Annotated in this window: 19 protein-coding genes; 6 read left to right on the top strand and 13 right to left on the bottom strand. The window is 65.5% G+C overall.

What is annotated here, in order from left to right; all coding sequences use genetic code 11:
- Positions 1-62 precede the first annotated feature (62 nt).
- Entirely contained in the window at positions 63-989 is a 927-nt protein-coding gene (locus BJF92_RS21190; protein WP_075636746.1) for an MYG1 family protein, read from the top strand.
- 9 nt (positions 990-998) lie between these two features.
- Here the strand turns inward: BJF92_RS21190 and msrQ are convergent, their stop codons facing one another.
- Together msrQ and msrP are read right to left on the bottom strand one after the other, a co-directional pair.
- Positions 999-1,631, bottom strand: coding sequence for a protein-methionine-sulfoxide reductase heme-binding subunit MsrQ (gene msrQ / locus BJF92_RS21185; protein WP_075636745.1), 633 nt, complete (start codon positions 1,629-1,631; stop codon positions 999-1,001).
- Complete coding sequence (gene msrP / locus BJF92_RS21180; protein ID WP_075636744.1) at positions 1,631-2,581, bottom strand: protein-methionine-sulfoxide reductase catalytic subunit MsrP; 951 nt, start codon at positions 2,579-2,581, stop codon at positions 1,631-1,633. Before msrP ends, msrQ begins: the two co-directional genes overlap by 1 nt.
- A gap of 474 nt (positions 2,582-3,055) precedes the next feature.
- Here msrP and BJF92_RS21175 point away from each other — a divergent pair, with 474 nt between their 5' ends.
- The gene (locus BJF92_RS21175) at positions 3,056-3,883 is read left to right on the top strand and encodes an SDR family NAD(P)-dependent oxidoreductase (protein ID WP_075636743.1); all 828 of its coding nucleotides are present in this window, start codon (positions 3,056-3,058) and stop codon (positions 3,881-3,883) included.
- Positions 3,884-3,893: 10 nt separating this feature from the next.
- Here BJF92_RS21175 and BJF92_RS21170 read toward each other — a convergent pair whose 3' ends face one another.
- The 4 genes from BJF92_RS21170 to gntR form a co-directional block, all read right to left on the bottom strand.
- On the bottom strand, positions 3,894-6,413 hold the full coding sequence (locus BJF92_RS21170; protein WP_075636742.1) for a methyl-accepting chemotaxis protein: 2,520 nt from the start codon (positions 6,411-6,413) through the stop codon (positions 3,894-3,896).
- Positions 6,414-6,535: 122 nt separating this feature from the next.
- Positions 6,536-7,564: an extensin-like domain-containing protein gene (locus BJF92_RS21165; protein ID WP_075636741.1), complete on the bottom strand. Its 1,029-nt coding sequence runs from the start codon at positions 7,562-7,564 to the stop codon at positions 6,536-6,538.
- Positions 7,565-8,350: 786 nt separating this feature from the next.
- On the bottom strand, positions 8,351-9,091 hold the full coding sequence (locus tag BJF92_RS21160) for a YoaK family protein (protein ID WP_075637002.1): 741 nt from the start codon (positions 9,089-9,091) through the stop codon (positions 8,351-8,353).
- 221 nt (positions 9,092-9,312) lie between these two features.
- Positions 9,313-10,329, bottom strand: a complete 1,017-nt coding sequence (gene gntR / locus BJF92_RS21155) for an HTH-type transcriptional regulator GntR (protein WP_075636740.1) — start codon at positions 10,327-10,329, stop codon at positions 9,313-9,315.
- A 300-nt stretch (positions 10,330-10,629) separates the two neighbouring features.
- On the opposite strand from gntR, the gene BJF92_RS21150 reads away from it, so the two are divergent.
- Positions 10,630-11,190 carry a gluconokinase gene (locus tag BJF92_RS21150; RefSeq protein ID WP_075636739.1) on the top strand — a complete coding sequence of 187 codons (561 nt, stop codon included), beginning with the start codon at positions 10,630-10,632 and terminating at the stop codon, positions 11,188-11,190.
- A gap of 206 nt (positions 11,191-11,396) precedes the next feature.
- Positions 11,397-12,749 carry a GntP family permease gene (locus BJF92_RS21145; protein ID WP_075636738.1) on the top strand — a complete coding sequence of 451 codons (1,353 nt, stop codon included), beginning with the start codon at positions 11,397-11,399 and terminating at the stop codon, positions 12,747-12,749.
- A gap of 140 nt (positions 12,750-12,889) precedes the next feature.
- On the opposite strand, the gene eutC is transcribed toward BJF92_RS21145, so the two are convergent.
- Both eutC and BJF92_RS21135 read right to left on the bottom strand, forming a co-directional pair.
- Positions 12,890-13,648: an ethanolamine ammonia-lyase subunit EutC gene (gene eutC / locus BJF92_RS21140; protein ID WP_075636737.1), complete on the bottom strand. Its 759-nt coding sequence runs from the start codon at positions 13,646-13,648 to the stop codon at positions 12,890-12,892.
- On the bottom strand, positions 13,648-15,066 hold the full coding sequence (locus BJF92_RS21135) for an ethanolamine ammonia-lyase subunit EutB (RefSeq protein ID WP_075636736.1): 1,419 nt from the start codon (positions 15,064-15,066) through the stop codon (positions 13,648-13,650). The genes eutC and BJF92_RS21135 overlap by 1 nt, the downstream gene beginning before the upstream one ends.
- 388 nt (positions 15,067-15,454) lie before the next feature.
- On the opposite strand from BJF92_RS21135, the gene BJF92_RS21130 reads away from it, so the two are divergent.
- Positions 15,455-16,546, top strand: a complete 1,092-nt coding sequence (locus BJF92_RS21130) for a winged helix-turn-helix transcriptional regulator (RefSeq protein ID WP_245294850.1) — start codon at positions 15,455-15,457, stop codon at positions 16,544-16,546.
- Here the strand turns inward: BJF92_RS21130 and BJF92_RS21125 are convergent.
- From BJF92_RS21125 to BJF92_RS21105, 5 genes are all read right to left on the bottom strand, one after another.
- Positions 16,515-17,762: an ROK family transcriptional regulator gene (locus tag BJF92_RS21125; RefSeq protein ID WP_075636734.1), complete on the bottom strand. Its 1,248-nt coding sequence runs from the start codon at positions 17,760-17,762 to the stop codon at positions 16,515-16,517. The genes BJF92_RS21130 and BJF92_RS21125 overlap by 32 nt on opposite strands.
- A 239-nt stretch (positions 17,763-18,001) precedes the next feature.
- Positions 18,002-21,022, bottom strand: coding sequence for an alpha-mannosidase (locus tag BJF92_RS21120; protein WP_075636733.1), 3,021 nt, complete (start codon positions 21,020-21,022; stop codon positions 18,002-18,004).
- 150 nt (positions 21,023-21,172) lie between these two features.
- Positions 21,173-22,015: a carbohydrate ABC transporter permease gene (locus BJF92_RS21115; protein ID WP_075636732.1), complete on the bottom strand. Its 843-nt coding sequence runs from the start codon at positions 22,013-22,015 to the stop codon at positions 21,173-21,175.
- Positions 22,015-22,941: a carbohydrate ABC transporter permease gene (locus BJF92_RS21110; RefSeq protein ID WP_075637001.1), complete on the bottom strand. Its 927-nt coding sequence runs from the start codon at positions 22,939-22,941 to the stop codon at positions 22,015-22,017. The genes BJF92_RS21115 and BJF92_RS21110 overlap by 1 nt, the downstream gene beginning before the upstream one ends.
- 199 nt (positions 22,942-23,140) lie before the next feature.
- A complete protein-coding gene (locus tag BJF92_RS21105) occupies positions 23,141-24,445 on the bottom strand; it encodes an extracellular solute-binding protein (RefSeq protein WP_075636731.1) in 1,305 nt (434 codons plus the stop codon).
- Positions 24,446-24,703: 258 nt separating this feature from the next.
- Here BJF92_RS21105 and BJF92_RS21100 point away from each other — a divergent pair, with 258 nt between their 5' ends.
- Positions 24,704-25,705 carry an ABC transporter ATP-binding protein gene (locus BJF92_RS21100; protein ID WP_075636730.1) on the top strand — a complete coding sequence of 334 codons (1,002 nt, stop codon included), beginning with the start codon at positions 24,704-24,706 and terminating at the stop codon, positions 25,703-25,705.
- The last annotated feature ends 379 nt before the right edge of the window (positions 25,706-26,084 follow it).

Raw genomic sequence — 26,084 nt, 5'->3', positions numbered from 1 at the left:
ATCATCGTCTCAAGCAGATATCAGCCGAACAGTCATTTTCGCAACGAAGGGATCGAATCGGCATGGCCCCGCAATATCTCGTGACGCATTCCGGCGGTTTCCATGCGGACGAACTCCTGTCCAGCGTCGTTCTTACCCGGCTGTTTCCCGAGGCTGAGATCGTGCGCAGCCGCGCGCCGGAGTGGATCACGCCCGCTGACGACCGCATCATCTATGATGTCGGCGGCGCCTATGATCCGGCGCGCACGGTGTTCGACCATCACCAGCGCGGCGCGCCGCTGCGCGAGGATGGGCAGCCCTATAGCTCCTTCGGCCTGATCTGGAAGCATTACGGCCGCGACTATCTGGCCGCCTCGGGCATTCCGGCTGATGCGGTCGAGACGGTGCATGCGAGCTTCGACGCCGGCTTCGTTCTGCCGATCGATCTCGTCGACAATGGCGCGGTCGGGACCGATACGGCCGGCATTCTCGCCAGCCTCACCCTGCCGGCGCTGCTGGAAAGCCTCAAGCCGCCCTTCGATGATCCCGATCCCGAGGCGACCACCATCGCCTTCCACGGCGCGTTGGCCATTGCCCGCAGCTTCGTCGAGGCGCGCATCGGCGGCATGGCGGCGAAATTGCGGGCGGAGGCCACGGTTCTCGCGGCGATCACGGCTGCCGGCGCGGGCCGGGTGCTGGAGCTGCCTATGGGCATGCCGTTCCGCTCGGCCGTGCTCAAGGCCGGCGCCGAGCAGCTGCTTTTCGTCGTGCATCCGCGCGAGACCGACTGGTGTCTCACCGGAATCCGCCGCACCGATGAAGGCTTCGAGCTGCGCGCCGATCTGCCCGCCGCCTGGGCCGGACGCACCGGCGCGGAGCTGGAAGCGGTGACTGGCGTGCCCGGCGCAAGCTTCTGCCACAATGGCCGCTTCATTGCCGCCGCCCGCACGCGCGAGGCCATTCTGGCGCTGGCGGCGCTGGCGGTGAAGGATGTCGAGGCGGCTGCTTGACGGCGTGGCTCAGCCGGCGCGCGACCGCGCCGGCATGGGGCGGGGCAGGAGTGGGCGCACGCCGCGATAGAGCAGCAGCACCAGGATCAGCCCGATATAGATCCATTGCTCCGGCGTCAGCACCTTGGTCGACAGCGCATAATGCAACAGCGCGGCGGCGGCGGCGAGATAGATCAGCCGGTGCAGCCGGATCCAGTTGCGGCCGAGCCGGCGGATCGAGGCGCGGTTGGAGGTGACGGCCAGCGGCACCAGCATGACGAAGGCAGCCATGCCGAACATGATGAAGGGCCGCTTCAGCACATCCTCCAGAACCACTGCGAGGTCTAGCGCCTGATCGAGCACCATATAGGCCGCCAGATGGAAGGCCGCATAATAGAAACAGAGCAGCCCCAGAGCCCGGCGATAGGGCAGGAGATTGATGCGCAGACGCTCGCGCAGCGGCGTGACCGCCAGGGTGAGAATGAGGAAGCGCAACGCCCAGAGCCCGAGCAGATGCTCGAAGCTCTTGACGGGATCAGCCCCCAGCCCGCCGGTGGCGCCCTGATAGAAGGCCCAGACGGCCGGCAGCAGCCCGACGCCATAAAGCACCCAGATCAGCTGTGGCTGCCAGCGCTTCATGAAGCTCATCTGCGCGGACGCCATCAGAAATTCGCCTTCAGGTCCATGCCGCTGTAAAGGCTCGCCACCTCATCGGCATAGCCGTTAAAGGGCAGCGTCGGATGCCGGCCGGCGCCGAAGAAGCCGCCTTCGCCGATCCGCCGCTCGCTCGCCTGGCTCCAGCGGGGATGATCCACCGCCGGGTTCACATTGGCATAGAAGCCATATTCCTGCGGGTTGGCCGCCTGCCAGGTGTTAACCGGCTGCTTGTCCGTCAGCGTGATGCGCACGATCGACTTGATGCCCTTGAAGCCGTATTTCCAGGGAACGACAAGCCGGATCGGCGCGCCGTTCTGGCTGGGCAGCGTCTCGCCATAAAGGCCGACTGCCAGAAGGGTGAGCGGATGGCGCGCCTCGTCGAGCCTCAGCCCCTCGACATAGGGCCAGGGCAGGGACTGGAACAGGCCCTTCTGCCCCGGCATCTCGGCCGGGCGCACCACCGTCTCGAAGGCGACATATTTGGCGGAGCCGAGCGGCTCGACCTTGTCGAGCAGGGCGGCAAGCGGGAAACCGTCCCAGGGAATGACCATGGACCAGGCCTCGACACAGCGCATACGATAGACGCGCTCCTCCACCGGAAATTCCTTGATCAGCGCATCGATATCGAAGCGCTGCGGCTTGGCGACCATGCCATCGACGACGACCGTCCACGGGCGCGGCTTGAAATCGCCCGAGAGCGCCGCGGGATCGGCCTTGTCCAAGCCGAATTCGTAGAAATTATTGTAGCTGGTCACGTCCTTCTTCGGCGTGAGCTTGTCATCCACCTTGTAGGGGCTGGGCACGGCCTTCAGCGCCTCGGCCATCGCCGCGCCTGGTCCGAACAGCGTGGCCAAAGCACCGCCCGCGCTCGCCGCCATCAGGCTGCGCCGGGACAGATAGGCCGATTTCGGCGTGATCTCCTTCGAGGCAATATGCGGGGGACGATAGGCCGGCATGGGAAGCTCCTTGGCGGGCGCGCGGGCAAGAGTGGGCAGATCGACGATACCGATAGGCGCGTGCCGCAAAGACGCAAAGCCAAGTCTTCGTGAGCACGGCCTGAAAGGACTTGCAGCCATTGACGGGCAGCCTGCCCGGCAAAAGGCTGTGTGAAGACTATACGCTGGCGCACGCCCATCAGTTTCAGCACGCCGCGCAAAACCGGGTTCGCAATGCGGATTGCAGCGACGGTCGCCAAACCGCGCCATCTTCGGCCGAGATGATAAAGCCTTGAGACAGCCTATGCCAGAGCTGCGGCTACTGAGTGGCTGACGGCGGACCATCGGCCAGTGATCGTGGGAGAGGCTGGAGGAGAGCCTGGCTGTTCCATTCGCTGCGAAGGAGCAGACCCGTGCCAAAGGGCATTTTTATCCCTGGCCAACCCCGCGCGCTCCCATAGATTGGGCTTCACCCTGCATGGGATGGAGGAAAACATGAAGCCCTTGGACAACACCGTGGCCGTGGTCACCGGCGCGGGCCGCGGCATCGGCCGGGAGATCGCCCTGCATCAGGCGCGCGGCGGTGCGCGCCTTGCCTTGATTGCCCGGTCGGAGGCCGAGATCGCTGAGACCGCGCGGCTGATCGAGAGCGAGGGCGGCCAGGCTCTGCCGCTGGCGCTCGATGTCACCGATGGGGCAAGGGTGGAGGAGGGGCTTGCCCGGGTGGAAGAGGTGTTGGGACCGATCGATCTCCTGGTCAACAATCACGGTGCCTTCCGCGCTTTCGGGCCGATCTGGGAATGCGACCCCGAGACCTGGTGGGGCGATGTCGAGATCAACCTGCGCGGCACCTTCAACACCTGCCGCATCGCGGCGCCGCTGATGCGGGCGCGGGGAGGCGGGCGGATCGTCAATCTCGTCGGCGGCGGCACGGGCAACAGCTTTCCGCACGGGTCCGGCTATGCTGCCAGCAAGGCCGCGATCATGCGCTTCACCGAATGCCTCAACGACACCATCCGCGACAAGGCCGTCTATGCCTTCGCGGTGGATCCCGGCCTTGTGCGCACGCAGATGACGGAGCTGCAGCTGAACTCGCAGGCCGGCAAGACCTATCTGCCCGATCTTCCCGGCCTGTTCGCCGAAGGGATCAACATCCCGCCCGACCGCGTCGCAGCCCTGATTGCCGAGATCGCCGCCGGCCGCTTCGATCCGTTGAACGGCCGGCTTCTGCGCGGCGTGGACGATCGCGACGCGCTGGCCCGCGACATGGAGGTTGTGGTGGCCGCCGATGGCCGGGCGCTGCGCTTCACCGGGCTTGGCTGAAGCGCAGGCGTTACGCCGCCCAGCGCCCCCGGTTTTCTTCGGAGACCAGGCGGAAGCGCGACAGGAGATCGCTGAGCGCGGTGATGTCGCTGGCGAGCTGCTGCGTGGCGGCGCTGGCTTCTTCGGCCATGGCGGCGTTCTGCTGCGTCATCTGGTCGAGCGCGTTGACCGAGGAGGTGATCGAGCCGAGCGAGCCGGACTGGTCCTGACTGGTCACGGCCATCTGATCGACCTGGCCGGCGATGGCGATGATCTGGTCGGCGATCTCGGTGACGGCCGTGCCCGTATCCTGGACGAAATGCGAGCCCGCGGCCACTTCGCTGGACGAGCGCCTGATCAGCTCGCCGATCTCCTTGGCGGCCTGGGCCGAGCGCTGCGCCAGTTCGCGCACTTCCTGCGCGACCACCGCGAAGCCCTTGCCGGCTTCGCCCGCACGAGCGGCCTCGACGCCGGCATTCAACGCCAGAAGATTGGTCTGGAAGGCGATTTCGTCGATCACCGAGATGATCTGGCCGATCTTCTGCGAGGCCTCCTGGATGCGGGACATGGCGTCCACCGCCTTGCGCACGGTGTCGGCGGAGGAACCGGCTTTCTCCCGTGCCTGCTGGACGATGCCGCGCACATCATGGGCGCGGCTGGCGGCTTCGCCGATCAGCGAGGAGGCTTCCGAGAGCGTTGCCGAGGTTTCCTCGAGCGCTGCCGCCTGCTGCTCCGTGCGCCGGGCGAGGTCGTTGACAGAGCCGGCCATCTGCACGCCATTGTCGTGAATGGCGCCGGTGAGGCCGGAGACTTCGGTCAACGTTTCCCGCAGTCCCGCAACGGAGGCGTTGAAATCATGGCGCAGCCGGTCGAGATGGGGGGCGAAGGGCGTGTCGATGCTGAAGCTGATATCGCCGCGCGACAGGCGCGACAGGGCGCCGGCCAGCGTTTCCACCACGAATGCGCTCTGGCGGGCGGCTTCCTGGCGCTCGGCCTCGTTGCGCTGGCGTTCCGCCTCGCTCTGGCGGCGGCTGCGCTCGGCCTCCTCCTCCATCGACAGCTTGACGATGGCGCTCTGCTTGAACACCGACAGCGCGCGGGCCATGTCGCCGATCTCGTCGGAGCGCGCCTCGCCGGTGACGTCCGTGTCCAGCGCGCCATCCGCCAAGCGCCGCATGGTGGCGGTGATCTGGGCGATCGGACCCTTGAGCGTCATCACCAGAATGGCGCCGGCCAGCATGGCGATCAGCATGCCGGCAACCATGGCGCCGACGGAAATGGAATTGGCCTGGACGCGCTCCGCGCCGGCGCTCTGCTTCTGGCTCTCGGCAAATTGCGAGAGCATGCCCCAGAGCTGGTCGATCTTGCCGCCTGCCACGGTGAATTCGGCCTGTCGCTTGGTCACGAGGTCGACGATCGCCAGCGCCTGCGCCGAAAGCGCGGCCAGCGCATCCTTGGCCTGGGCGGGGATCTCCGCCATCGCCTTCTCGCCGGGAAGGGCGGACGCGAGGCCCGACAGGGCCTGACCATAGCTGTAGAGCGCCTGTTCGATGAGCTTCGCATTGGCTTCGCTCGGCTTGGCGCCGAGTTCGGCAAAGAGCACGCGGAGCTGGTTGCCATTGCCGACGATGCCGCGCAGCTTGTTGCCGACGATATCGGCCTTGGCGATCTGGGCTTCCGCCGCCGCGAGATCGCCGACCGACTTGCGCAGCGTGTCGTTGGCTAGATCCTTGACGGCGCGCGCCGCCATCCGCGTTTCGGCTGCCGCGTCCGCCACGTCGTGCGGGGCCGACGGGTCCGCCTTGAAGGCATCAACGGCGCGCGCGAGCGTGGCAAGCGAGGCTTCCAGGCGGGCAAGCGGCGCCGGCTTGTCGCCGGCGATGCTGTCCTGCGCCTGCGTCAGCGCCTCCTGCACGCCCGGCAGGCCAGCGGCGATCGCCTTGATCTGGTCTTCCGCGCGCGGCAGCATCATGGCTGCGGTTGCCAGCGCCTCGCTCTGATCGGACAGGGTGGCGATGGCCAGCGCCGAGCGCAGCCCGGTCTTGGCCTTCTTCTCCACCTGCTTGGCTGCGCCGAGAAGCGCGAAGGCCTGCTTGCCCACGGCTGCCTGAATGGCTTGGAGCGCATCCAGGCGGGCATTCACGTCGCCCGTCGCGGCCTCGCGGTCCTGATGTAGGCTCCAGAGACGGTCGATGTTGGCAAAGAGCGCATCCGACTGCGCGGCGACATCGTCCAGTGGCGCCACATCCGTTTCGGCCCGCATAGTGTTGGCCATGTGCTTGAGATCGGCGATCTGCGCCTCCAGCGCCGCACGGGCGGCCTGATGCGTTTCCGTCGAAGGCTGGATCAGGAAGCGCGACATGCCGGAATAGACCTGCTTGAAGCCGGTCAGCGCCTGCATGATACCGTTGGAAATTTCCATCCGGCCCTGCAACTGGCCGGAAATATAAAGGCCCGTCAGCCCGACGGCGGCAATGCTGAGAACGAAAGGCGTGACGAGAACCAGAACCTTTGTCTGTATCCGGATACGCGACATCAAACGATCGATCATGCCATGGCTCCCGCCGGCGCTCCCCGCCGGATTCCAAAATGTACGCCAAACGTGACAGACGAGGCTTAAAAGGCGGTGAACTCGCAGAGGCTGCATTTCGGGTCGGTGGGAATAGGCGCGCATCAGCGGCAATAGCGATAGTCTGCCTTGCGCTGGAGAATGTCGAGATGCAGGTGGTCCTCATGCGCCTCGTCGCTGCCGGGGTCGAGCACCGTCTCGAAATAGAGGCAGCCTGTCGCCGTGACAGCGCGCTGAAAGGCGCCTGTCAGCGTTCCGTCCTCGTCGCGCGGCTGAATGGCGATGGTCTGACCGTTGCGGAAGGTGAAGGAGGCGATGTCGATCGCATTGCCGCGCGCATGCTCGGAGATCTTGCCGGTCGCCGCATTGTTGCGCAGGCGGCAGACATAGCTCGATGCCTGATTGATCCGGGTCAGCGCGCCGTCCTCTGCCATGGCAACCTTGGCGGCGGGCAGCACCGAGTCCTTCACCCAGCGGGCCAGCTCCAACGCCGCCTCGCAGCGCAGGGTCGCCGCCGGCGCCACCTCCACGCCCGGCAGGATCGCGGTCAGCGAAATCGGCTTGTCGATGCCGCAGCCCTTTCCGTCATCGATCCGCCCGCGCTCCTCGAACCGCGCCCCGATGGCGGTGAGATCCTTGATGCATTGGGCATGGGCTTCGGGCGGTTCGGGGGCGATCGTCAGCGCCGGGGCTGCATCGGGTGTCTGCGCCGCGGCTCCCTCCTGCTCTTTCTCCAAGCCGCTCTGCCCGGCCTTGTCCGTTCCCGGCGCAGGCCGACCTGGACCTTCCGGTGCAGCCTTGTCCTGTTGTCCCTCGTCCTTTTGCCCCTTCTCTGCTGCCGGCTTTCCGTCCTTCGCCTTGCCCGTGTCCGCAGCGCCATCGGCCGGCATGTCCGGCTTGGGCGTCGGCCTGGCAGGCGCATCCGCGCCCTTAGCGGGCGCCGGTGCGGCGGATGCGTCTGCCGGTTTCTCAACGGGTTTTGGAACCTCAGCCGGATCGGGCGCCGGCTCCCGGGTGCCTGAGACCACCGGTTTGCCGGGGGGTAGAGGCCCGTTCTCCGGCAGGCCGGCGCCTGTCAGAACGAAAGCGACCGGCAGCAGAAGAGCCGCGGCAAGCGACGGACGATGGCGCATGATATTCCCCCTCACTGGCGATCCCCCGCGCCTTTGCCCGGCACTTCGGATCGGCTTCTTCTTTCAACAGCTAGGGCTGAGCCTGGCGCAGGCGAGGGGGGAGCTGGCGTATCCGGCTTGCGGTGGGCGCAATTCCTCCGCGGCGGGAGTGTGTCAGGTTTCAAGAGGAGTGGTGGGAAAAGACATTCATAAGTTGCAGGTCTGCAGTGCCGTGAATTGCTTCGCATCCGTGAAAGGAGAAAGAAGAGAAGCTTTTTTCGTTCATGAGAGAGGTCTCCCTGGGGAGCATCCTTGTGTTTCTATGGCCACAGCGGGCGCTGAAAGATCAAAGCGACTGGCAGGCGCTGATCGATCACCTGCATGAACGTTTCCGGCTCGCGGAAGAGTTTGGAAATGCGCTCGGATTGCGCAGTTAAGATTTTGTCGGCGGGCCTTTTCATGATCTTTGACAGTATCATGCGCGATTTCAGGCCTATGTCCGTCAGCTGGCTCCGTCCGTCGCTCACTCGGCTGCCGGACCGCAGGTTGTCTGTCAGATTGCGCAGCTGGCGGACAAGGGAATAACGGAGGTAACGCCTATGCCATTCTCGGCCGTCATGCCGGCTTGCCGGACCGAGAGAATGAGGCGAGCGGCAGTTACAACAAGCGCATGAGGGCAAAGCCGGTGCTGGACGAGGCCTGGTGCCGCGAGATCACGACGGGGCTGCTGGTGCGCATCGACGGGAGCGGCGAGGAAATCGGCGCCTTCGCCAGCCGCGACTCATCAAGCTTTGCACGGCGGCGCGGTCATCCTCTTCGCGTGCCGGTGGAGCGGTCGGCGCGGCGGGCGCGGTGCAGGGTGGTCAGGGAGAGCGCCAGCAACAGGGCGCCGGTGATGAGCATCAGCAGCCCGCCGGCCCGGGCATAGACCAGCACGCCAATCAGCCCGCCCGCGAGGAAGGCGAGGATCGTATAGGCGTGCAGGCGCAGTTTGGACATGTTGTCGGCCGGGTCGCCCATGCCGTCCTTGCCCCTGATGATGTCGATCGCCACGCCGAGCTCGATGCCGATATCCGTGGCCATGCCCGAAACATGGGTGGTGCGCACCCGCGCATCGGAAATTCGCGTGACCGTGGCGTTCTGCAGGCCCATCAGAAAGGCCAGGCCGAGGATCAGCAGGGTGCTGCGCCAGGCCGCCACCATCCAGAGATCGGCCACGCCGAGGGGAAGCAAGAGAAAGGCCTCGATCAGGATGCAATAGGCATAGATGCCGTTGATGCCGCGCCGGCGGCCGACGTTGATGATCAGAGAGGAGACCGTGGCGCCGAGGATGAAGGTCAGCACGATGGCGAGGTAGAACAGGCTCGCCATGGTCTGGCGCGTGGCCAGATGGTCCGAGAGGGCGGAGACATTGCCGGTCATGTTGGCGGCGAAAAAACCGACGGCATAGAAGGCGGCGGCATTCAGCGCGCCGGCGATTCCCGCCAGCCAGCAGGCCAGATAGACATTGATGCGCTCGTTGCGGGCGGCGCCCTGGTGGATCAGCATGGCTTTCAGACTTCCCGGCAGATCGCGATGCGCGAGCGGAGAGGGCGGCTGCCCGGCCGCGCTGCCTCGGCTGCGCAGCATCGTCGGGCAGGCTTATCCCAGCCTTGTGATGGTGCCTGCCATGCGCTCCAAGTGCCAGAGCCGTTTCGGCCCTGCGCCGCACCGGCCGGCATATCCTATAAGGAGCACGGCACATAGGGACGCAAGAGGGGGAAGCGGGGTCAGCTGCTTTGGCGCGGCATCAGCTCGAAGCCGATGTCGAGCGCGGGTTGCGACAGCGTTTCCCCGTCCAGCAGCGCCAGAAGCCGGCGCGCGGCGACGCGGCCGATTTCTGCGCGCGGGGTGCGCACGGAGGTCAGGCGCGGCACAAGCTCGTTTGCGCCCGGCAGGTCGTTGAAGCCGACAAAGGCAATCTGCCGGGGAACAGGCACGCCCATCCGCGCCGCCTCGAAGGAGGCGCCGAAGGCCAAATCGTCATTGCAGAAGAAAATGGCATCGATATCGGGATAATCGCGCCGCAGGCTGCGGAATTGCTGGCATCCCAGCGCAATGGAGGAGGGGTCCGGGGACAGGAACTCTACTGCCGGCTGCATGCCCGCTTCCAACAGCGCGCGCTGAAAGCCATCGCGTCGCTGCAGCACCCGCCGGTCGAGCTGCGCGCCCAGAAAGGCAAAGCGTCGGCGGCCGCGCGAGATCAGGTGCCAGGCCACGGCGGTGCCGGCCTCATCCTGCGAGAAACCAACCGAGGGTATCTCCGTCTCCTCGCCCAGCTCCATCATATGCACGCGCGGCAGGCCGCAATCGGTCAGAAGCCGGGTGGCTGCCGGTGTCTGGTCGAAGCCGGTTAGCAGCAGGCCGCAGGGCTGATAGGTGAGGAAGGTGCGGATCAGCCGCTCCTCTTCCAGCGCATCATATTGATAATGGCCAAGCAGCGGCTCAAAACCGCGGGCGCGCAGCACTGTCTCGATCGCCTCGAACATTTCGATGAAGAGATGGTTCGACAGGGCCGGAATCAAGACCACTACCGTGCGGCTGCGCGCCGAGGCCAGCGTGCGGGCCGCTGGGTTTGGCACATAGCCGAGGCTGCGCGCCGCCTGGCGCACCCGATCGACCAGATCCGGATCCACCGTCGGCACCGAGCGCAAGGCGCGCGATGCGGTGATCGGCGAAACGCCTGCACGCTCCGCGACCTCGGCGAGCGTCGGTAAGCCCGTTGCCCTGTTTCGTGTTTTGGCCATGCTGTCGATCCCCCACTTGCGCAGTGTAGCACGCAGAGTTAAGGATAGCGCTATCTTGTGCGGAGGATGCACGGAAAATTTGGCCAAAGAGGCGCCGGCGCACGCTATCGACGGCTGAGGCTTGGCTTGGTCAAGGAGGCCACGCACAGCGCCTGAGGTGAGGAAACGGCCGGAGGGAAGGCTGTTTTCGCAAGAGCGAATTTTGGCAGGGTTTGATGCGGTCGCCCGTGTCGCGGAGGCTGACCGGAGGCATTTCTCGGTAGATTTGAGACAGCGCTATCTCTGGCGTGGGAGGAAAAAATGAGGATATCGGGTCTGGTGGTCATGGGGGTTTCCGGCTGCGGCAAGAGCAGCGTGGCCGCAGCCGTCGCGCAGCAGATCGGCGGGCGGCTCATCGAAGGCGATGCCTTCCATCCGGAAGCCAATCTGCGCAAGATGACGCTCGGCCAGCCTCTGACCGATGATGACCGGGCCGGCTGGCTCGATCGCTTGTCGGGGCTGATGACGGCCGAGATCGGGCAGGGGGGCCTGCCGGTTCTCGCCTGCTCGGCGCTCAAGGCACGTTACCGTACCGTCCTGCGCCGCGCCGGACCCGGAATAGGCTTCCTCTTTCTCGATCTTGACCGCGATGCCGCCGCCATGCGCGTCGCCACGCGTCCCGATCACTTCATGCCGGCCAGCCTGATCGACAGCCAGTTTGCGGCGCTGGAGCGGCCTTCTGACGAGCCCGCCGTCCTGACCGTCGATGCCACCGCGCCGATCGACGCGATCGTTCGCCACACGGAAAACTGGCTGCAGGCGCTGGCGGAGACCCCACAGGAGGGAGCCGAAGCGATGAGCGCGGCGCGCGCATTGGTTTGAAGCCGCCTTCGGACGGCGAACGGACCTGTCTTTGCGTTTGTTAGTTGTGAAGCGGGCTCTTTTGTTCGTTCACAACGACATTCATTTGGATTAGCAAAGATAGCGCTGTCTTTGCCAATCCAGCACCAATTTAACCGGCTTGCTTTGACGAAAGCGACGGCTGCGCCAAGTTCAATCTACGACGACGGTCATCGAGGGAGGATTTCATGCTCGGATTTTCACGGGAGGCCTATCTGCTTCTCGATGCGGCAGTGACCATTATCGGACTCATCGTCCTGATCACCCGCTTCAAGGTGCATCCCTTTATTGCGCTTACACTTGCCGCGGGCTTTCTCGGCCTGACATCGGGCATGGCCACCGAAACGGTGATGAAATCTTTCCAGACGGGCTTCGGCGATGTGCTGGGCTTTGTCGGCATAGTCTTGGGGCTCGGCACCATGCTCGGCAAGCTGATGGCCGAGTCTGGCGGCGCGGACCAGATTGCCCAGACGCTGATCCGCACCTTCGGGCGCGAGCGCGTGCATTGGGCGATGATGCTGGCGGCCTTCCTCGTCGGCCTGCCCCTGTTCTTCGAGATCGGCTTCGTGCTCCTGGTGCCGCTGGTCTATATTGTTGCGCGCCGGTCCGGCGTTTCACTCGTCAAGGTCGGCGTGCCTCTGTTGGCCGGGCTTTCGGTGGTCCACGCCCTGGTGCCGCCCCATCCCGGGCCCCTGCTTGCCATCAGCGTCTTCGGCGCCGATATCGGCAAGACGATCTTTTACGGGCTGATCGTTGGCCTGCCGACGGCGGCGATCGCCGGTCCGATCTTTGCGGCCTTCATCTCCCGCCACATTCCCGGAACGGCCTCGCCGGAGCTGATGCAGCAATTCGTGCGTGAGGGGGAGGCCGAGCATCTGCCGAGCTTCGGCGCGACGATGGGGACGATCCTTCTGCCTGTCTTCCTCATGCTGCTGAAGGCGCTGGCCGATATTTCCCTGCCGGATCATCATGTCATCCGCGTGTGGATGGACCTGATCGGCCACCCGATCACAGCGCTGCTCCTGTCGCTGCTGCTTGGCTTCTACACCTTCGGCGTCTCGGTGGGCCTGACGCGGGAGCGCATGCTGGGGCTGTTGAACGACAGCCTCGCGCCTGTCGCCTCGATCATCCTGATCGTCGGCGCCGGCGGCGGCTTCAAGCAAATGCTGATTGCCAGCGGCGTGGGCGATATTATTGGGAAGATGGCGGTTCAGGCCCAGCTTTCGCCGATCGTTCTCGCCTGGCTGGTGGCGGCCGTCATCCGCATCGCCACCGGTTCGGCAACCGTGGCCACCATTACCGGCGCAGGCATCGTCGTGCCCGTCGTCTCGCTGGTGCCGGGGGTCAATCGCGAGTTGCTCGTGCTGGCGACGGGTGCCGGCTCGGTCATCCTGAGCCATGTCAACGATGCCGGCTTCTGGCTGGTGAAGCAGTATTTCAACATGACCGTGGCCGAGACGTTCAAGACCTGGACCGCGCTGGAGACGATTATCTCGGTCATGGGGCTGGTCTTCATCCTGCTTCTCGGGATGGTCGTCTGATGCTTCAGCGCTCAGGGCGATAGACACGAAAACGAAGCGCGGGGCAGATCCTGGTTTTCAGCCCCACGCTCCAATCGAGCGCAGACGAAAGCAACCGGGGCACGACCGGCGCCCCGTTTCTCTGTCCATGCTCCTTGCGCTCAATCGTGATCCAGCATCGGCCCGCCCGCCACGTCGGCCAGTAGCGCGCCGGGTGCGGCCTCTTTGAGGCCCACACCCGTCAGCTTCAGCCGCAGCGCCTCGCGGATCAGCCAGGCAAGCTTGTCGGCGGCGGCGGCCGGCAGCAGGCCGTGGTCGTGAATGTTGGAGACGCAGTTGCGCGCGCTGTCGCGCATGCCCACCTCGGGCGCGAAGGTGAGATAGGCGCCCAGCGAATCCGCCGAGGAGAGCCCCGGCCGTTCGCCGATCAGCACCAGCACCATGCCGGCCCGCATCCGCGCGCCGATGTCGTCGCCGATGGCCACGCGCGCCTGCTCCGCCAGAACGATCGGCCCGAGCGACAGATCCGGCAGGAGGCGGGCAAGCCGGGTGACGACCGCGGCCGCGTGCTGCTCCACCGCGACCGAGGAGAGGCCGTCTGCAACGACAATGGCAAGATCCACCGGCCCTGCCGGCAGGCTGTCCGTCCCGGCAGAGAGACGCCGGCCAAGGTCAGGCCGGCGCAGATAGATGGCGCGATCCGCCGCGCCGCTTTTGACCCGCAGGCTTTCCAGCGGCGCGAGGGCTTCGGCGACCGCGTCGAAATCGACATGGCCGTGCACGGCATCGCGTGCCTTGGCATGGGCCATCTGGAAGGCCAGCAGCGCCTCGGTCGGAAGCCCGTCTCCGGCGCGGCCAAGCGCAACACGGGCGCGGGTGAGGCGGCGCAACCGCTCGAAGGGATCGCTTGTTGCCGTCATCACAAGGCTCCCGCCTGGAGAAGACGCGTGACCGGCGCCGCCTGCGGCAGAAGCGGCGGCAGGCGGCCGGCGGCGTCCATCAGGCTCATCTTGACCAGCCAGTCCTCGAATTCCGGTGCCGGGCGACGGCCGAGCAGGTGGCGCACGCGCACGATGTCATGATGCGACAGGCTTTGATAATTCAGCATGATGTCGTCAGCCCCGGGCACGCCGATCAGGAAGGTGACCCCGGCATTGCCGAGAAGAAGCGCAAGATTGTCCATGTCGTCCTGATCGGCCTCGGCATGGTTGGTATAACAGACGTCGCAGCCCATGGGCACGCCGAGCAGCTTGGCGCAGAAATGGTCTTCGAGCCCCGCGCGGGTGATCTCCTTGGCATCATAGAGATATTCCGGCCCGATGAAGCCGACGACCGTGTTGACCAGCAAAGGATCGAAGGCGCGGGCAACGGCATAGGCGCGGGTTTCCACCGTCTGCTGGTCAAGGCCGTGATGGGCATCGGCCGAGAGCGCAGCACCCTGGCCGGTCTCGAAATACATCACGTTCTGCCCGACCGTGCCGCGCTTGAGCGACAGCGCCGCTTCCTGCGATTCTTTCAGGAGCGCCAGCGTCACGCCGAAGCCGGCATTGGCAGCCTCCGTGCCGGCAATCGACTGGAAGACGAGGTCGAGCGGCGCGCCGCGTTCGATGGCCTCGATCGACGTCGTCACATGCGAGAGCACGCAGGATTGCGTGGGAATGTCGAAGCGCAGCCGGAGATCCTCCAGCATGGTGAGAAGGCGGATGCAGGCGTCGACATTGTCGGTCGCCGGATTGATGCCGATCACCGCATCGCCCATGCCGAACAGCAGGCCATCCAGCGTCGCGGCGGCGATGGCGACCGGGTCATCCGTCGGATGGTTCGGCTGCAGCCGGGCGGACAGCCGCCCTTCCAGGCCGATGGTCGAACGGAAGCCGGTGACGACGCGGGTCTTGGCGGCAATCTGGATCAGGTCGCCATTGCGGCAGAGCTTGGAAACGGCCGCCACCATTTCTGGCGTCAGGCCGGGGGCGAGCCGCGTCAGCGTCGGCGCATCGGCCTCCCACGAGAGCAGCCAGTCGCGAAAGGCCCCGACGGTCATCGAAGAAACGGGCGCGAAGGCCTCCGAGTCGTGGCTATCCTGGATCAGCCGGGTTACCTCATCGGTTTCGTAAGGAACCAGCGCCTCGTCGAGAAAATGCTTCAGCGGCAGATCGGCAAGGGCGTAGCGTGCTGCCACCCGCCGCTCCGCGCTTTCCGCCGCCACACCGGCCAGTTCGTCGCCCGAGCGGCGCGGCGAGGCGTAGGCCATCAGCGTCTTCAGATCGTCGAAGACATGCGTCTCGTTGCCAACCCGCGCGCGAAAGCCCTGGCGGCCTGTCTCTGCCTGTTTTTCCACCTGCGATCCTCACGCCTGAAAAGCCCTAACGGCACGCAAGCGGTGCCGTCAGGGCCGATGTGACACCAAATTGCGCGACAGACGACCGTGCGGCAGACGCCTGTTCCTGCGAAAGACATGTGGCGGGAAGGATAGCCTCTTTCCGCAAGGAGTTCATCAAAAACAGACGGATATCCCCGTCCGCTGCGGATTTTGCTGCGCTTTGCCTATGCTTGAGGCAGCGCAGCACACATCCGTCGGCGATGTGCACGCGCCGACGGCAGATATCCGGGATCGATGGCCCACAGCGGCAAGGGAATCGTTTTCAACCCCTGATGATGCGTCTATGCTAGCCGGCAAAGGCCGACCATTCGATCGAACGGACCGGCAGGGAGGCCGGATCGAGCGGATGGTTGCAGAACAGGAACGGATGAAGACGGGTCGGCGGCTGTCGCGCACGCGCGCGGCGCCTGAGCGGGATGGAACCGGCATCAGCCCGGGCGATATAGCCGACCACAATGGCCGGACGGCGCTCGCGCTTCTGCGCGCCCATGGCGCCATGACCCGGCAGGAGCTTTCCGCCCATCTCGGCCTCACCGAACCGGCTGTCACGGGGATCATGAAGCGGCTTCTGGCCGATGGCCTGGTTCTGGAACGCAAGCGGGTGGATGCGGGACGCTACACCCCGGCGGAATTCGCACTCAGGCCGGATGGCGCCCATGCGCTGGGCCTCAGCCTGCGGCCGGACGGCGCGGAACTCATACTGCTCGGCCTCGGCGGCGAGATCGTTGCGGCGCGCAGCCTGCCCACGCCGCCTTCGCAAGACGCACTGGCCGAGGCGCTGGAGGCGCTGACCACCGAGAGCCCCACGCCGCCGCTGGGCCTCGGTGTGGCGCTGGCGCCGGGTTGCGCGGTCGATCTGCCGGTGATCGCCGGCATGATTGGCGACATGCCGCTTTTCTCCATGCCCGACACGGAAGCCGTCGTGAATGCCGAGCGGCTCTTCGGCCTTGGCGAGCCGGAGGGTGGCCTGGTGGTGGTTCTGATCGACGAGACCGTGCGTGCCGGCCTGTTCATCGGCGGCAAGGTCTTTCGCGGCATGCATGGGCGCGCAGGGCAGATCGGCGCGATGCGGCCGGGGCGCAATCACGCCAGCCTGAACGAGGTGGCCGGCCTTGCGGCCTATCGCCAGGCCGAGGCCGAGGGCGAGGCGGCGCTGGAAGCGTGGATCGGCCGCGCGGCAGGTCGTCTGCTCGATGCCGTTGTCGCCATATCAGGCTTCGTCTCGCCCGGCGCGGTGCTGGTCGGCGGAGCTCTTCCGGACTATGTGATCGACCGGCTGATCGACCAGGCCGCGCGCGACCGGGAAAAGCAGGAGGCCTATTTCGTCGCGGCTTCCTGGATCCCGCCCATTCGCAGGACGACGCGCGATGGCGGCGGCGTGACGCTGGGTGCTGCCGGCGCGCCCTTCATCGAGCGGCTTCTCCCGAAAACGATGTGATGAGCGCCGCGGGAGGCAGCCGGCCGGGGCTGGCCAGCGGCACGCGCTCGCGCTGCGCAGGCTCGGCAGTGGGTAGGCCGAAACGGTGGGCGAGCGGCATTGCCGCAGCGCCGAGGGCCGCCGCATCGTCCGAGCTGGCAGCACGATGCAAGGTCAGGCTCGGCCGTCCCAGACGCGTCATTTCCTCATTGGTATAGAGCAGCAGCTCATCGATCATCAGCACAGGAAGCCGTCCGCCGATGACGATGCCATCGGGATCGACGATCATGCCGATGTCGAGGATCGCCTCCGCCAGCTTGGCGCTGACCCGGCGCAGCCAGGCGCTGACCAGGGCGCGCGCCGGCCCGGTGAGCGTTACCAGCTCCGCCGGCGTCGATATGGCCACGCCATGCGCCCTGAGATGGTCGAGGAGGATGAACAGGGAGAACATGTCGCCCAGCGGTCGGCTGTGGCCCGCCAGCGGCCCCTCGTCCATCACCACCGGCAGCCAGCCGATTTCCCCGCCGAGCCCGCTCGCCCCTTTGTGGCGCACGCCGTCGATGACAAGGCTGCCGCCCAGGCAGGCATTGACGAGAATATAGAAGAAGCTGCGGATCTGCGTGCCCACGCCATATTCGATTTCGCCGAGTGCTGCGGCATTGGCGTCGTTGTCGATGAAGACGGGATGAGACGTGATCTTGCCCAAAGCCCCACGCACATCGAAGCCGCTCCAGCGGCCATAGGCGTCGGGCCGGCCGATGACAGGCACCTCGCCCAGCCAATCGGGAATGGCGAGACCGATCCCGGCCAGCCGCTCCTCGCGGATCACCTTGCGACGCAGGAAGCTCGACAGCGCGTCCTCCATCAGCGCAATGAAGCGCTCCGGCATGAGGAACCGCTCTTCATGGTGCAGCCGCGCACGCACGGTTCCCGTCGCATCCACGGCGACGATGGTCAGGTGATCACGGTCGATATTGGCGCCGATGGCATAGACCCCGTCCGGGTCGATCTCCAGCTCGATGGCCGGCTGGCCGCGCAGGCCCCTGCGGCGACGCGCCTCCGTCACCAGGCCCTCGTCCAGAAGCCGGTCGACGATGCGGGTCACGCCCTGCTTGGTCAGCCGCGACTGGCGCGCCAGCTCGGTGCGTGAGATCGGCGCACCGCGGTAGATGGCCGCGAGAATCGTCGCGCGATTCTGCGCCGCCGCCTGCTCGCCGTTGGAACCCGCCAAGGTCACGACAAATATCCCCTTACTGCATCGGCCTGACGCCGATTTCCAGCGTGATGCGCGAATAGTCTAAATAATAGAAAAAGCGCCAGCGGTGGCACACCGCAGCGCCGGAAACGCTCGGACGCGTCGAGATCTGTTTGAATATAGAGCACTAGCGACGGGAATTGAATTGTCGAAATGCCTGATATCCTTCGCGATCGGCGTGCTCCGGCCGGCCGGGAAGGCCGGCCGGAGCGTCTGCGACATCACGCCTTCGAGAAGCGCCAGCTTTTCACCTCGAAGGGCATGAGCCCGGTCGCAGACGTATCGGCCATCGGCTCTTCCAGAACCGTGACCACGCCCTGGTTGGACCAGCCTTCCGGCAGCGCGACGTCGAAGGCGCCGCGCGCGCCGGCCGGCTCGTAGACGCGCAGGATCATGTCCGTGCCGTCTTCGCTCGGCTTGAGTGCCGAGAAGCCGGCTTCGATGCCGCTTGCCACGATCGGCTGGCAGCTGCCGGCGGAGAGGCCCGAAACGGCCCGCGCGATCAGCGGCTGGTTCAGTTCTTCCGCTTCCTCGCGCACGCCGCCCTCGTACCAGGTGCCGGCATGCGGCATCAGGGCATAGGTGAAGGCCTGGTAGCCCTCGTCGCAGAGCGGATCGGGATAGACGGGGCCACGCACCAGCGACAGGCCGAGCACGCTGCCGCGCATGCTGTGGCCATATTTGGCGTCGTTGAGCAGCGCCACGCCGAAGCCCGGCTCCGACAGATCGACGAAGCGGTGGGCCGGCGCCTCGAACATCGCCTCTTCCCAGGAGTTGGAGGAGCCGGTGGGACGCTCGACCACGCCATAGGCGCATTCGCAGGTTGCATGCTTGCTCTTGACGGCCAGTTCGCTGATCGAACGCAAGAGCACGCGACGCTCGTGCCAGTCGATCTCCGTGTGGATATCGACGCGCTTGGCATTTGCGGTGAGGCTGAGCGTCTGCACGATGCGCGAATGGCGCCAGACGCGGGCGATGCGGATCGCTGCGCGATGCGGGCCGTTCTCAACGAGCTCGATCGACTCGATCCCGGTGATCTCCTCGCCCCTGGCTGCATAGTCGTCCTCGACGTCCCAGGCGTCCCAGTTGCGCGGCTTGTCGGCGGTATAGGCCATCAGCCGGTTGCCACGGCCTTCGATGGCCTCGCGGCCGGTCGGCTTGTGGAACAGGCTTTCGATCGTGCCGTCCTCGGCAAGCGTCACCTTGATGGTGTCGTTCTCCAGGCTGCGGGCGGTCGCGGAGAGGCCACCCTTCGGCGCCAGCGCCGACTTCGGCAGAACGGCGATGCCGAGCGGGGCGATGGTGCCTTCGGCAGCAATGACGCCCTCTTCCAGATGCAGGCGGATCGGGCGCTCGGACAGCGTGGGGTTGACCACGAGAACCGCACCATCCTCTCCCTTGGGCAGGAGCGGAGTCAGCGCGTCGAGTGCTGCGGCCTGCGCGGCCTTGCCATCGGCGATCGACTGGTTCAGCTCGTTGGCGGCGTCGACATAAACTTCGGCGATCGAGGAGCCGGGCAGAATGTCGTGGAACTCGTTCTTCAGCACCACGCGCCATTCGGCTTCCATCGAGCGCGGACGTTCCGCACCCATGAGATGGGCAAGGCCGGACAGCGTTTCGGCAACGATCAACCCGCGCTCGGCCTGGCGGTGCAGTCGCTTGACCGCGCTCTGGCTCGTCAGCGTGGCGCGGTGCAGCTCGAGATAGATCTCGCCCTGCCAGACATGCATCGCGGTCGCCTTGGCGGTGTCGTGCGCGGCCTCGAAGAAGTCATGAACGCGGGTCCAGCGGGCCTCCGGGATCGCCGGGAAGACGCGCAGCTGCTCCTCGCGCACGATCATTTCGGGCGACGGGCCGCCGCCGCCATCGCCATAGCCGACGCACAGAAGCGTGGTGTCATGGCGGTCCTTCTGGCGGAAGTTCTTCCAGGTCGGAACGATGCAGTCCGGGCGGACGAAGCCGTTATAGCCTTCCATCGGATTGTCGAAGGAATGCGCCAGCACGCGGCTGCCGTCGAGGCCTTCCCACCAGAACAGGTCGGAGGGAACGCGGTTGGTTTCCGACCAGTTGACCTTGATCGTGAAGAAGCTCTTCATGCCGCCCTGAACGAGCAGCTGCGGCAGGGCGCCCGAGAAGCCGAAGCAATCCGGCAGCCAGCAGACCGTGTGGCGATGGCCGAAGGTTTTTTCGAAGAAGCGCTGGCCATAGAGCACCTGGCGCGTAAGGCTTTCGCCCGTTGGCATATTGGTGTCGGGCTCGATCCAGAGACCGCCGACGGTTTCCCACTGGCCCGACGCCGCCCGCTCGCGGATGCGCTCCAGAAGCTCCGGGTCGTCCTCGGCGATCTGGGCATAGTAATGCGCGGTCGACTGGTTGAAGCGGAAATCCTCTGACCTGTCCATCAGCGACAGCGCCGTGTGGAAGGTGCGGCGCATCTTGCGGCGCGTCTCGTCATAGGGCCACAGCCAGCACAGGTCGATATGGGCATGGCCCGTCAGCGCCACCTTGCCCTGCGGGGGGAAGCGCTTCTGCAGCGTGGCCAGCCGGTCCATCAGCGCGTCATAGGCGGCGACGACGCTTTCGCGCTGGGCATCGTTGAGGCCCTCGGGATCCTTCTTCAGCTCCGGCAGGCGCCAGATCTTCTGCTGCATGACGGCAGGCGCCGTGCGGGCGATATAGTCGGCCGTAGCAGAGGGCCAGTCGAGCGAGCGCAGCGCGATCTCGGCGGCTTCGAGCATATAGGGAACGGCTTCATGGCCCTGAAGGGCGCTTACCGCTTCCGAGATCTGGCGCAGCAGGATCCAGAGCTTTTCGACCGGACCGTCGATCCAGAGCAGCTCGGCGCGCTCCAGGAAGGGCTTGCGCACAGGCTCGCCGAAGGGCAGGCGGGCGACCGTGTCGGAGGTTACCTTGAACTGGCGCGAGGGCGGGGTGAATTCGCGGTGATAGGGGTCGAGGCCGAAGCTCTTCGCCGTTCCATCCTGTGCGGTGATGGTGATCAGGCTCTCGCCGCCGAGATGCAGGAACAGCCTGACCTCGTCCAGCGGCCAGCCCTCGGGCACGGTGACCTCACCGGAAAATTTTTGGACGCCATCCTTCTGCGGCCAATCGGCGCCGATCGCGAGCGGCGCGCCATTGAACTGCCAGCCATCGACGACCGCCGTCTTGCGCGCCCGCCAGAATTCCAGTTCGGCCATGCGCACCTGAAGGCGCTCGAGGCGTTGGGCGTTAGTCAGTGTCATGATCAAATTCCCGATCTGATGAAATATCCGGAGGGCCGGATGCCTGTGGCCGTTCGGCCCTCTTCGTTTTTGATGTGTGGCCCGGCCCCCAAGACTTCGGGGCGCGCGGGGAGGGCGCCGCATGCGGCGCCGATGGTTCAGGTCTTTACCTCACCCCTTGACCGCGCCGGCGGTCATGGCGCCGAGGATCAGGCGCTGCAGCGCCAGGAAGGCGACGATGGCGGGCACGACGGAGACCAGGCAGGCGGCAGCCAGAAGCTGGATCGAGCTATCGTTCTGCGTGCCGGCATATTGGAAGATGCCGACGCCGATGGGGGTCAGCGATTCCTTGGTGATCAGCAGGAAGGGCACGAGGAACTGCGACCAGCCACCGATGACCGAGATGATGAAGGCAGAAGCGATGCCGGGCGTCGACAGCGGCAGGATCACGCGGACGAAGGCGGTGAAGCGGTTGCAGCCGTCGATCATCGCCGCCTCGTCCAGGGTCTTGGGGATACCGTCGATCGAGCCCTTGAGGATCCATGTCACCGTCGGCACGGCCAGCGCGATATAGACCATGGTCGCGCCGAAATGCGTGTCCGTCAGGCCGATGGCCGCCATGTAGCGATAGAGCGGCACCATGATGACGAGCGGCGAGATCATCTGCACCGAGAGGATCGCCATCATCCAGGCGCCCTTGCCCTTGAACTCGAAGCGCGAGAAGGCATAGGCCGCCGGAAGCGCCACGATCAGGCAGCCGATCGCCGAGAGGCAGGACAGTTTCAGCGCATTGTAGAGATAGCCGATGAACTTGTCCGACTGCAGGATCAGGGTGAAGTTTTCGAGCGTCGGGTTCTTCGGGATGAAGCGGCTCACCCCGAGGAAGACCTCGCGCCGGGTGCGCAGCGCCAGCGACAGAAGCCAGAGCAGCGGCCAGGCAAAGAAGGCGAAGATGACGAGCATGAAGATGTAGCTCAGCACGTCGCCCAGGCGTTCGCGGTTTGCAGCGTTCATTATTTCTCGTCCTTCGGCAGGAAGACGGCATAGACGAGCGCCAGGCCGAGGCTGATGGCGAGCATCAGGATGGACAGCACGGCGCCGACCGAGAGGTCATAGTTCCGGAAGACCACGTTGAAGGTGTAGAGCGAGAGCACTTCGGTCGCGCGGCCAGGGCCGCCGCCGGTCAGCGAGATGATGGCGTCGAAGGTGTTCAGCGTCTGGATGGTGATCAGGATCATGTTGACCAGGATCGCCGAGCGCAGCTGCGGCAGCGTCACATAGACCAGCCGCTGGCGCGCCGTGGCGCCGTCCACCGCCGCTGCCTCGTAGAGCACGGGGTCGATGGCCTTGAGCGCGGCATACATGACCACCATCGAGAAGGCGGTGCCGCGCCAGACATTCGACAGGACCACGGACCACATGACGATGTGCGGATCCGACAGCCATTGCACCGGCGGCGCGCCCATCAGCCGCAGAATGCTGTTGAGACCGCCGAAGGGCGCCTCGTTGAACAGCATTTTCCAGATGATGCCGCCGGCAATGCCGGGCACCACCCAGGCGATCAGCGCCGTGGTCCGCACGATCGTGGTGCCGAACAGGCCGCGGCTTTCGCCGCGCACGACGACCAGCGCGATCGCCAGCCCGAGGAGCTGCTGCGCCACCACACTCGATCCGGTGAAGACGAAGGTGACCCAGAGGATTTGCCCGAGCTCCGGCCGCGTCAACGTCTGGATCAGGGTCGAGAGCGTGTAGCTGCCATCATTGGCGAGCAGCGTGGCGCGCATGAAGGCCAGACGGAACACGTCGAACACGGGATAGAGATAGAAGAGCCCGAGCACCAGGATCAGCGGCAGCAGCCAGGGTGCCACGCGCGGCTTCTCATTGGCGCCGCTGCGGGCGAGGCGGGGCGCCTGTGCGGCGCCGGCGCTGGCATTGAGCATCGACATGGTGGTTCAGCCTTGAAGCGATGGCCGCGCCCCCCGCGGAGAGGGGCTTCCGGCACCGCATGAAAACGGATGGTCGGAGCCCCGGCGTTTGACGGCCAGGGCTCCCGATGAAGGGCGCAGGACGAGGGAGGGGGCGTCCTGCGCGGCGCTGAAGGCTGGCCCAAGACCGTCCTTCTGCGCCTGAGCACTGTGATTACAGCCGCTCGAAGGCAGCGAGCGAGGCCTTGTAGGCTTCGTCGACGGCCGCTTCGGTCGCCTCGGTGCCGGTCAGCACCTTGCCCATCATGATCTGGATCTGGTTGGAGATCTCGGGATAGACCGGAGCGCCGGGACGGGCCTGACCGACCTTGAGCGCCTCGCCGAAGGCCTTGTTCGTCTCGTTGGAGAAGATCGGGTACTTCGAATAGAAGTCGGCACGGGTCGGCAGCTGCTCCTGGATCTCGTTGGCGGGACCCATATAGATCTCGCGGGCGAGGTTGGCGCACATGGCGACCTTGTCGTCGGTCTTGGCGAAGGAGGCGACGGTCCAGCCGCCGGTGCCGGTGGAGCGTTCGTCCTTGGTGGCGCCGGGTAGGGGCGAGAAGGTCCACTTGGCGAATTCTTCCGGCTCCAGCGCGCCCTTCAGCTGCGAAAGCTGCCAGTTGCCGCCCACGAACAGGGCCGTGGTGCCGGCGGCGGCAGCGGCGTTGAAGTCGTCGTAATTGCCGATGGTGGCCACGCGCTTCGGTGCGGCGCCCGACTCGACCAGATCGCGATAATAGGCGACGGCCTTGACGAATTTGGCGCGGTTTTCGCCTTCGCCGAAGATCGGCTTGCCAGCGTCGTCGACGAGCTTGCCGCCTTCGCCCCAGTAGTTGGCGAGCCAGTCGAAGGTCGTGCCTTCATAACGGCCGCCATTGAAGAGGATGCCTTCCATGCCCTGCTCGACGGAGGCGAGCGCGGCCTTCTTGGTCTCGTCCCAGGTCTGCGGACCGTCCTTGATGATCTCCTTGTTGCGGTAGAGGACGCGCAGGTCCGTCGACCACCACCAGGCATAGATCTGGCCGTCCTTGCCCGTCACGCCTTCGCGCACGAAGGGAAACAGCTGGTCGATCTCTTCCTTCTTGAAATAGGGCGAGAAGGACTTGAGAACGCCGGCCTTCTTGAAGAGCGGCAGGACGAAGCTGTCGACGGCGGCGCAATCGGGCGCATTGCCGGACTTCGCCTGCTCGAGCATGCGCGCCTGTTCCTGGCCGATGTCGCCGGACATCATCTGCAGCTCGATCTTCCAGCCCTTGTGATTGGCGATGAAGTCGTTGAACAGCTTGCCATATTTGGCGGCGAGCGCCGGATCGTTGTTGCGCGGGCCGTCCGTCGTCATGCGGAAGGTAAGCGTGTTCGCCGCATCGGCCGGGCCGACGGTGTCGCCGGTGATCGTGTCCTGTGCCATGGCGGTGGCGAGCGGAGCTGCGATGGCAGCAGCGGAAAGAAGCGAGAGAAGGCGAGCCTTCGGCGTCATGGACTTAGGTCCTCCCAAAAATGATTTTCATCGTCGAAGCGCGCCGCCCCTGCCTCTCCAGCAGGAACGCGACGACGGCTGACCGATCGTGATGGCAATGACGATGGTGCGAAGTGGCGCCGCGCCAGCCCCCTGGCCGTTCGGCATCAATTTCCTCCGCAGCCTCTCTCCCCGCTTCCCAACAACGTGCTTCCCAGGCCGTGAAAAATAGATTAAATCACTTTTGTTTTGTGTCAAGCCACACGGTGGGAGGAATATATGGCGCGGGTGGAATTGCAGGATTTGCGCAAGTCCTATGCGGCGCTCGAAGTGCTGCACGGGATCAATGTGACCATTGAGGACGGCGAATTCCTGGCCCTCGTCGGCCCGTCCGGCTGTGGAAAATCCACGCTTCTGCGCACGATCGCGGGCCTGGAGAGCATCTCGGCGGGCGAGATTCGCGTCGACGGCCGGGCGATCAACGATCTGGCCCCGCGCGACCGGGACATCGCCATGGTGTTCCAGAACTACGCGCTCTATCCGCATATGACGGTGGCGGCGAATATGGGCTTTGCGCTGAAGCTTGCCGGCATGCCGGCCGCCGAGATCGACAAGCGGGTCACCTCGGCCGCGGCGATTCTCGACCTCGAGCGCTATCTCGCGCGCAAGCCGGTCGCCCTTTCCGGCGGCCAGCGCCAGCGTGTGGCCATGGGCCGCGCCATCGTGCGCGCGCCGAAGGTGTTCCTGTTCGACGAGCCGCTGTCGAACCTCGACGCCAAGCTGCGCGTCTCCATGCGCGCCGAAATCCGCGACCTGCAGAAGCGGCTACAGACCACCACGGTCTATGTCACCCACGACCAGGTGGAAGCCATGACCATGGCCGACAAGATCGTCGTGCTGAATGGCGGCAAGGTGGAGCAGGTCGGCCATCCGCTGGAGCTCTACCGCAAGCCCGCCAATCTCTTTGTCGCCACCTTCATCGGCTCGCCGCAGATGAACCTGATCACCGGCGCGCTGGCCGCCGGCATGCAGGCCACGACGATCGGCGTACGCCCGGAACATCTGCGGGTGGTCACGGATGGCGGCCATGGCTGGACGGGCACGGTTGCCTCGGCCGAATATCTCGGCAGCGACACCTATCTGAGCGTGGACGTGCCGGAAGCCGGCCGCCTGCAGGTGCGCGCCGATGGCGCGGTCGATCTGCGTCCGGGCGATCGCGCGGTGCTTGCGCCGATGATCGAGCATGTCCATCGCTTCGATGGAAACGGCAAGGCGATTTAAGTGAATCGGACCGGAAAGCGGTTTTCGGTCCGATGCAGCACCAAATCCATGGTTCATCGGGCCGACCCACGGTTCGGTCCGATGTGTCCACCCCGCCAGGTGTCTTCTGGTCTGGAAGCAGCCTTCGGACGGATGCGCTTAAAGCCTGCCGCGATCTGTCAATTGATACAGCAGACGACACACTTGCTTTTCCGGCGGCGCACCTCTGGTGCGCTCACCGTTCGGCCGGCTCAAACGGATCCCGCAATAAGGGGCGAAAACTTATCCGACCGTGACGCGCGGGCTCGTGCCGTGCGCGGTCTAGGCTCAGGACCTATTAATTTGGTTTGAGATGTGATTCACGGTTTCGGAAAGGAGACCGTGATGAGTGATGTGTTTT

It is taken from the genome of Xaviernesmea rhizosphaerae, from assembly GCF_001938945.1.
Taxonomy (GTDB): Bacteria; Pseudomonadota; Alphaproteobacteria; order Rhizobiales; family Rhizobiaceae; genus Xaviernesmea; species Xaviernesmea rhizosphaerae.
Note: the sequence above shows the minus strand (reverse complement) of the source record. Positions and strands in the feature narration are given on the sequence as shown.

Coding starts and splice junctions, on each gene's coding strand:
- BJF92_RS21190 (WP_075636746.1), top strand. CDS start 63: ATGGCCCCGCAATATCTCGTGACGCATTCCGGCGGTTTCCATGCGGAC.
- msrQ (WP_075636745.1), bottom strand. CDS start 1,631: ATGGCGTCCGCGCAGATGAGCTTCATGAAGCGCTGGCAGCCACAGCTG.
- BJF92_RS21105 (WP_075636731.1), bottom strand. CDS start 24,445: ATGACGCCGAAGGCTCGCCTTCTCTCGCTTCTTTCCGCTGCTGCCATC.
- BJF92_RS21100 (WP_075636730.1), top strand. CDS start 24,704: ATGGCGCGGGTGGAATTGCAGGATTTGCGCAAGTCCTATGCGGCGCTC.
- gntR (WP_075636740.1), bottom strand. CDS start 10,329: ATGGCCAAAACACGAAACAGGGCAACGGGCTTACCGACGCTCGCCGAG.
- BJF92_RS21160 (WP_075637002.1), bottom strand. CDS start 9,091: ATGCTGATCCACCAGGGCGCCGCCCGCAACGAGCGCATCAATGTCTAT.
- BJF92_RS21150 (WP_075636739.1), top strand. CDS start 10,630: ATGAGGATATCGGGTCTGGTGGTCATGGGGGTTTCCGGCTGCGGCAAG.
- BJF92_RS21165 (WP_075636741.1), bottom strand. CDS start 7,564: ATGCGCCATCGTCCGTCGCTTGCCGCGGCTCTTCTGCTGCCGGTCGCT.
- BJF92_RS21145 (WP_075636738.1), top strand. CDS start 11,397: ATGCTCGGATTTTCACGGGAGGCCTATCTGCTTCTCGATGCGGCAGTG.
- eutC (WP_075636737.1), bottom strand. CDS start 13,648: ATGACGGCAACAAGCGATCCCTTCGAGCGGTTGCGCCGCCTCACCCGC.
- BJF92_RS21170 (WP_075636742.1), bottom strand. CDS start 6,413: ATGATCGATCGTTTGATGTCGCGTATCCGGATACAGACAAAGGTTCTG.
- BJF92_RS21130 (WP_245294850.1), top strand. CDS start 15,455: ATGGTTGCAGAACAGGAACGGATGAAGACGGGTCGGCGGCTGTCGCGC.
- msrP (WP_075636744.1), bottom strand. CDS start 2,581: ATGCCGGCCTATCGTCCCCCGCATATTGCCTCGAAGGAGATCACGCCG.
- BJF92_RS21175 (WP_075636743.1), top strand. CDS start 3,056: ATGAAGCCCTTGGACAACACCGTGGCCGTGGTCACCGGCGCGGGCCGC.
- BJF92_RS21110 (WP_075637001.1), bottom strand. CDS start 22,941: ATGCTCAATGCCAGCGCCGGCGCCGCACAGGCGCCCCGCCTCGCCCGC.
- BJF92_RS21120 (WP_075636733.1), bottom strand. CDS start 21,022: ATGACACTGACTAACGCCCAACGCCTCGAGCGCCTTCAGGTGCGCATG.
- BJF92_RS21115 (WP_075636732.1), bottom strand. CDS start 22,015: ATGAACGCTGCAAACCGCGAACGCCTGGGCGACGTGCTGAGCTACATC.